Raw genomic sequence first — 6,746 nt, 5'->3', positions numbered from 1 at the left:
CACCGATGGCCGGCCGGCCCCCACTGGCCTGGCGGCACATGGCAACATAAACCGCGACGAAGCGAGCGGGCTTGGCGACGATGCGGGCCGGGCAGTTGAGCGGAGAGGACCGTCTGTGAGCAAGTTCGATCCGGCCAAGGTGGCGCCGGTGGCCAACTACAACGGCTTCGTGATCAACGGGATCGGCCCCGAGCCGGTGTTCGGGCAGGTCGCCTGCAAGCAAGGTCGGACCACCGGAAACTCATGCGGCGTGACGTGGGGCCTGGGGCAGGATCCGGGCACCATCGTCATGCAGGTCTGCGGCCGGCCGGGCGACTCCGGCGGGCCGGTGACCGTCGACAGCCTGCTGGTTGGGATGATCCACGGCGCGTTCAGCGACAGCCTGCCCACCTGCATCATCAAATACATCCCGCTGCACACCCCGGCGGTAGTGGTGTCGTTCAACGCGGTCCTGGCCGACGTCACCGCCAAACACCGGCCGGGCGTCGGATTCGTCCCGGTGCCGGCCTGAGCGTCGCCGGCCTTACTCGGCAGACCTGATTGCGTCGAACACGCCCGGATCGAGCAGGGTCGACGTGTCGCCAAGGTCGCGATTCTCGGCAATGTCGCGCAACAGCCGGCGCATGATCTTGCCGCTACGGGTCTTCGGCAGCTCCGGCACCACGTGAATCTCGCGCGGTTTCGCGATCGGCGAGATCTCCTTGGCCACCTGCGTGCGCAGCTCGTTGATCGTGTCCTCGTGCGCTCCGTAGCCTTCGCACAACACGACGAACGCGGAGATGGCCTGACCGGTGGTCTCATCGGTGACGCCGACAACCGCGGCCTCGGCGACCCCGGAATGGCCGACCAGTGCCGACTCCACCTCGGCGGTCGAGATCCGGTGTCCGGACACGTTCATCACGTCGTCGATGCGGCCCAGCACCCAGATCGCGCCGTCAGGATCGAACCGCGCCCCGTCCCCGGCGAAATAGTAACCCTTGTCGGCGAATTTCGACCAGTAGGTTTCGCGGTAGCGCCCCGGATCACCCCAGATACCCCGCAGCATCGACGGCCACGGTTTGTCGAGGACCAGGTAGCCGGTGACGTTCTGGGCGCTGTCGGGGTCGGGCTGCAGCGGTTCCCCGTGGTCGTCAACGATCTTGGCCGAGATGCCGGGCAGCGGCGTCATCGCCGAACCCGGTTTGGTCGCGGCGATTCCGGGCAGCGGGGAGATCATCGCCGAACCGGTCTCGGTCTGCCACCAGGTGTCCACCACCGGAACGGCGTTGGCGCCGATCACTTCCCGGTACCAGCACCACGCCTCGGGGTTGATCGGCTCACCGACCGATCCGATCAGCCGCAAACTGGACAGGTCATGGGCGTCGGGAATCTCACGTCCCCACTTCATGAACGTCCGAATCATCGTCGGTGCCGTGTAATAAATTGTCACACCGTACTTTTCGATGATCTGGAAGTGGCGGCTGCGATCCGGCGTATCCGGCGTGCCCTCGTAGAGGACTTCGGTGATGCCATTGGACAGCGGGCCGTAGACACCGTAGGTGTGCCCGGTGACCCATCCGATGTCGGCGGTGCACCAGAACACGTCGCTTTCCGGTTTGACGTCGAAGATGGTGTGCACCGTGTAGCAGGACTGCGTCAGGTAGCCGCCGCTGGTGTGCACGATCCCCTTGGGCTTGCCGGTGGTACCCGAGGTGTACAGCAGGAACAGCGGGTGCTCGGCGTCGAAAGGTTGCGGCGTGTGTTCCGGCGAGGCCGACCCCACCACGTCGTGCCACCACACGTCGCGGTCGTCGTCCCAGGACACATCACTTCCGGTGCGGCGCACCACCAGAACCTTCTCGATGAGGCTGTCGCCGTCGGGCCCGGGCGCCACGGCTTCGTCGGCGTTGTCCTTCAGCGGTGCCGGCTTGCCGCGCCGGAACTGCCCGTCGCTGGTGATCAGAACCTTGACCTGAGCGTCGGCGATGCGGGCGCGCAGCGCCTTGGCCGTGCAGCCCCCGAACACCACGCTGTGCATGACCCCGAGCCGCGCACACGCCAGCATCGCGATCACCGCCTCCGGGATCAGCGGCAGATAGAAGGCGACCCGGTCACCGGCGACCAGACCGAGATCGGTCAGCGCGTTGGCAGCCTTGCAGACCTCGGCCTGCAGTTCGGCGTAGGTGAGGCTGCGGCTGTCTTCGACCGGCTCGCCCACCCAGTGAATGGCGACCCGGTCGCCTAGCCCCGCCTCGACATGACGGTCCACGCAGTTGTAGGCGACATTGAGCTTGCCGTCGGCAAACCACTTGGCGAACGGCGGCTCCGACCAATCCAGTACCTCGGTGAACGGCGTCGCCCACGACAGCCGGTTGGCCTGGTCGGCCCAGAACGCCAACCTGTCCTGCTCAGCCTGATGGTAGAGGTCTTCACGGGCGTTGGCCTGTTCGACGAAGTGCGCCGGGGGCGGGAACGAGGACGGGCCGTCGATGGGTGTGGCGGTCACTTGCTTTTCTCCTAATTCGAAGACCGGGGTTCAAGCTGGTCAGCCGTCTGCGAGCCTAGCTTGGCCCGCGGAATTCCCGCACTCCAATTCGATGGCAAAGCACGTAGTCATAACGGATAATCACCGGTGTACGGGAATTTCGCGGGCCGGGCGCGCGATGACCACGGCTTATCTTTGGCGCCGCCGCAACGAGTTACGCGTTAACCGTCGCGACGGGGTCGCCGGCTCACGCGGTGCCGGTCGAAAGCGCCGAGGAGGCGCAGCCGTGCCGGTCCGAGCAGGTCACCGTGACCCCGTCGGCGATTCAGGGCGGCGTCGGCCACCGCGCGGTCACGCTGACTTTCAGCCTCGCCGGAGGTGCTGGGCCATGCACGCTCACCGGCTACTCCATCGTCGAGATGGGCAACCACTGGCCGGAGGTTCGTGCCACGCCCACGCCGCGTGGTTATATGGGGCCTGCCCGCCGGGGCCGACGTGCCGCCGACGGTCACGCTGTCGCTGACTGAGCAGGGGCAGGCCACCGTCGAGGGGATGGCCGTCGACAGCCGCTGCGACCCGTGTCCGACCTACACCGAGTTGCAGGTCAGTCCGCCGAACACGGTGGCCGTGCTGACCATGCCGGCCACCATCGATGTCTGCGACGCGCAGGTGCACCTGGCGACTGCCGCCTAAGCGGCAAACGCTCCAGGCAGCAGACGACTACGGGATTCGGATAACCGATTCCCTCTTGCCGCCCGCCGGACAGTCCGATGCCTGGGTGAGGATTTATCGCACTCGCCCAAATCCATCGCGAGATCGATGACGTCGGGGCCGATGACGCGCTTCACCAGCGGGCCGTCGCCATCGCGGCCGCCGTAGGCCCTAGTGTCACAGGCATGCGTAGGTTGCGGGGCAGGCCGGTCCGGCCGCTTCTCGCCGCGGTGCTGCTGGTGGCTGGGTGCTTGTCTGCTTGTGGCGGCGGTGCGCTGAGCCCCGAGTTGGTGGTGGTCAACGGCGGCGAACCGCCCAACCCGCTGATCCCGACCGGCACCAACGACAGCCTCGGCGGGCGCATCCTGGACCGGCTGTTCGCCGGCCTGGTGTCTTACGACGCCGCGGGCAAGCCGTCGCCCGAGGTGGCACAGTCGATCGAGACCACCGACAACATCAACTACCGGATCGTGCTCAAACCGGGCTGGCAGTTTACCGACGGCTCCCTGGTGACGGCGCATTCGTTTGTCGATGCCTGGAATTACGGGGCGTTGAGCACCAATGTCCAACTGCAACAAGACTTCTTCAGTCCGATCGCCGGATTCGACGACGTTGCCGGCCCGCCCGGCGACGGGAAACCGACCACGATGTCCGGGTTGCGCGTCGTCAACGATCTCGAGTTCACGGTGCGGCTCAAGGCTCCGACGGTCGACTTCACCCTGCGGCTGGGACATAGCGCGTTCTACCCCTTGCCGGACAAAGCGTTTCACGACATGGCAGAGTTCGGCCGTAATCCGGTCGGCAACGGCCCGTACCAGCTGGCGGACAGTCCGGACGGGCCTGCCTGGGAGCACAACGTGAAGATCGACCTGAAACCGAACCCTCGATATCACGGCAACCGCAAACCCCGCAACAAAGGCCTGCGGTTCGAGTTCTACGGCAACCTGGATACCGCCTACGCCGACCTGTTGTCCGGTAATCTCGATGTGCTGGACACGATCCCGTCCAGCGCGTTGACGATCTACCGCCGCGATCTGGGCGGCAACTCCGCCAGCGGGCCCGTCACGGTCAGCCAGTCGCTCGACACGCCGTTGCGGCTCCCGCACTTCGCCGGCGAAGAGGGCCGGTTGCGTCGGCTGGCGCTGTCGGCGGCCATCAATCGCCCGCAGATCTGTCAGCAGATCTTCAACGGCACCCGCAGCCCGGCCCGCGATTTCACCGCCAGCTCCCTACCCGGATACGACACGAACATCCCGGGCAGCGACGCATTGGACTTCAACCCCGAACGGGCGCGCCGACTTTGGGCCCAAGCTAACGCGATCTCGCCGTGGACTGGACCGTACGCGATCGCCTACAATGCCGACAGCGGACATCAAGAGTGGGTGGACGCGGTGGCCAACAGCATCAAGAACGTGCTGGGCATCGATGCCGTCGGCGTGCCGCATCCCACGTTCGCGGGCTTTCGCACCCAGATCACCAACCGCACCATCGACACCGCCTTTCGGGCGGGCTGGATCGGTGACTACCCGTCGATGATCGAGTTCCTGGCGCCGCTGTACGCCACCGGCGCAGGCTCCAACGACGTCGGGTATTCGAGCCGGGAATTCGACGCCGCTCTGGCCGCCGCCGAGGCCGCGCCCGACCTGCATCAGGCCGATGTGCTGGTCAATGTCGCACAGCGAATCCTGTTGCACGACATGCCCGCAGTGCCGCTGTGGTACTACATCGAGGTGATCGGATGGTCGCCACAGGTCATCGGCGTCACGGTCACCTGGAACGGGCTGCCCGACTACGAGAACATCGTCAAGGCTTGACAATGGGGTGGTATCTCGCACGCCGGATCGCCGTGCTGGTGCCCGTCTTCCTGGGCGCCACGCTGCTGATCTACGGCATGGTTTTCCTGCTGCCCGGCGATCCGTTGGCCGCGGTCGCGGGGGACCGGCCGCTGACGCCGGCCGTGGCGGCGCAGTTGCGGGCGCACTACCACCTCGACGACCCCTTCCTGCTGCGATACCTGCACTATCTGGCCGGAGTCCTGCATGGCGACCTGGGCCGCGCCTACTCCGGATTGCCAGTAAGTTCCGTTATGGCCCATGTCTTTCCGGTCACCATCCGGCTGACGCTTATCGCACTGGTTGTCGAGGCGGCGCTCGGCATAGGGTTCGGCGTGATATCCGGTCTGCGTCAGGGCGGGCTGTTCGATGCCACGGTGCCGATCGCCGGCCTGATCATCATCGCGATTCCGATCTTCGTGCTGGGCTTTCTGGCGCAATTCCTGTTCGGGGTCAAGCTCGGCATCGCGCCGGTCACCGTCGGTGAACGGGCGACGGTCGGGCGCTTGCTGTTGCCCGGAATCGTCCTGGGCTCTGTGTCATTCGCCTACGTGGTGCGATTGACCCGATCGGCGGTGGCCGCCAACGCGCACGCCGACTACGTCCGCACCGCGACGGCTAAGGGGCTGTCGCGACCGCGAGTCGTGACCGTGCACATCCTGTGCAACTCGCTGATCCCGGTCGTGACGTTCCTGGGTGCAGATCTGGGCGCGCTGATGGGTGGCGCGATAGTGACCGAAGGCATCTTCAACATTCACGGCGTCGGCGGCGTGCTCTACCAGGCGGTCGCCCGGCAGGAGGCACCGACGGTGGTGTCGGTCGTAACGGTGCTGGTGCTGATTTACCTGATTACCAACATGGTGGTGGATCTGCTCTACGCGCTGCTGGACCCGAGGATCCGCTATGGCTGAGCATTCGGGCTTTTGGCGGGAAACCTGGCGAAAGCTGCACCGCCGCCCCAAGTTCGTCGTCGCGACCGTGTTGATCGTGCTGATTGTTGCCGTCGCGCTGTTTCCGGCGTTGTTCACGCACGCCGACCCCACCTATGCCGATCCCAGCCAGAGCTTGCGCAGCCCCTCGGCGGTCCACTGGTTCGGCACCGACCTGCAGGGTCATGACATTTACGCCCGCACCATCTACGGGGCCAGGGCGTCGGTGACCGTCGGCCTGGGCGCGACCCTGCTGGTGTTCGTCCTCGGCGGCACGCTGGGTGCGTTGGCCGGTTTCTACGGCGGGTGGATCGACGCCGTCGTCTCGTGCGTCACCGACATCTTCTTCGGGCTGCCGCTGCTGTTGGCCGCCATCGTGCTGATGCAGGTGCTGCACCATCGCACGGTGTGGACGGTGATCGCCATCCTGGCCTTGTTCGGGTGGCCGCAGATCGCGCGAATCGCGCGCGGTGCGGTGCTCGAGGTACGGTCCAGCGACTACGTGTTGGCGGCCAAAGCATTGGGGCTGAGCAGGTTTCAAACGCTGCTGCGGCACGCGGTGCCGAACGCCGTGGGGCCGGTGATCGCGATGTCCACGATCGCGCTGGGAACCTTCATCGTCACCGAGGCGACCTTGTCGTACCTGGGGGTCGGCTTGCCCACCTCGGTAGTGTCGTGGGGCGGCGACATCAACCTCGCGCAGACGCGGTTACGGGCGGGCTCGCCGATCCTGTTCTACCCGGCCGGCGCGGTGGCGGTTCCGGTGGTGGGAGCGTTTCTTTTTCGCCTTTTGTGGGGGCGGACGTGGTG

At 66.1% G+C, this 6,746-nt stretch carries 5 protein-coding genes and 1 pseudogene; 5 read left to right on the top strand and 1 reads right to left on the bottom strand.

Annotated features, from left to right (window positions below; all coding sequences use genetic code 11):
• Positions 1 to 112 precede the first annotated feature (112 nt).
• Positions 113 to 511: pseudogene (locus FQ389_RS17190) on the top strand (serine protease); the annotation flags it as partial.
• A gap of 12 nt (positions 512 to 523) precedes the next feature.
• Here FQ389_RS17190 and acs read toward each other — a convergent pair.
• Positions 524 to 2,485: an acetate--CoA ligase gene (acs, locus tag FQ389_RS17185; RefSeq protein WP_144209836.1), complete on the bottom strand. Its 1,962-nt coding sequence runs from the start codon at positions 2,483 to 2,485 to the stop codon at positions 524 to 526.
• Positions 2,486 to 2,908: 423 nt separating this feature from the next.
• On the opposite strand from acs, the gene FQ389_RS20955 reads away from it, so the two are divergent.
• The 4 genes from FQ389_RS20955 to FQ389_RS17165 form a co-directional block, all read left to right on the top strand.
• Positions 2,909 to 3,157, top strand: coding sequence for a hypothetical protein (locus FQ389_RS20955; RefSeq protein WP_260860866.1), 249 nt, complete (start codon positions 2,909 to 2,911; stop codon positions 3,155 to 3,157).
• 203 nt (positions 3,158 to 3,360) lie between these two features.
• Positions 3,361 to 4,989: a peptide ABC transporter substrate-binding protein gene (locus tag FQ389_RS17175; protein ID WP_144209833.1), complete on the top strand. Its 1,629-nt coding sequence runs from the start codon at positions 3,361 to 3,363 to the stop codon at positions 4,987 to 4,989.
• A 2-nt stretch (positions 4,990 to 4,991) separates the two neighbouring features.
• Positions 4,992 to 5,918 (top strand): ABC transporter permease, encoded by a 927-nt coding sequence (locus tag FQ389_RS17170; protein WP_144209830.1) that lies wholly within the window; start codon positions 4,992 to 4,994, stop codon positions 5,916 to 5,918.
• Positions 5,911 to 6,746 (top strand): ABC transporter permease (locus FQ389_RS17165; protein ID WP_144209827.1); only part of this gene is annotated, 836 nt, incomplete at its 3' end. The genes FQ389_RS17170 and FQ389_RS17165, both read left to right, overlap by 8 nt.

It is taken from the genome of Mycobacterium tilburgii, assembly GCF_902168065.1.
Lineage (GTDB): Bacteria > Actinomycetota > Actinomycetes > Mycobacteriales > Mycobacteriaceae > Mycobacterium > Mycobacterium tilburgii.
Note: the sequence above shows the minus strand (reverse complement) of the source record. Positions and strands in the feature narration are given on the sequence as shown.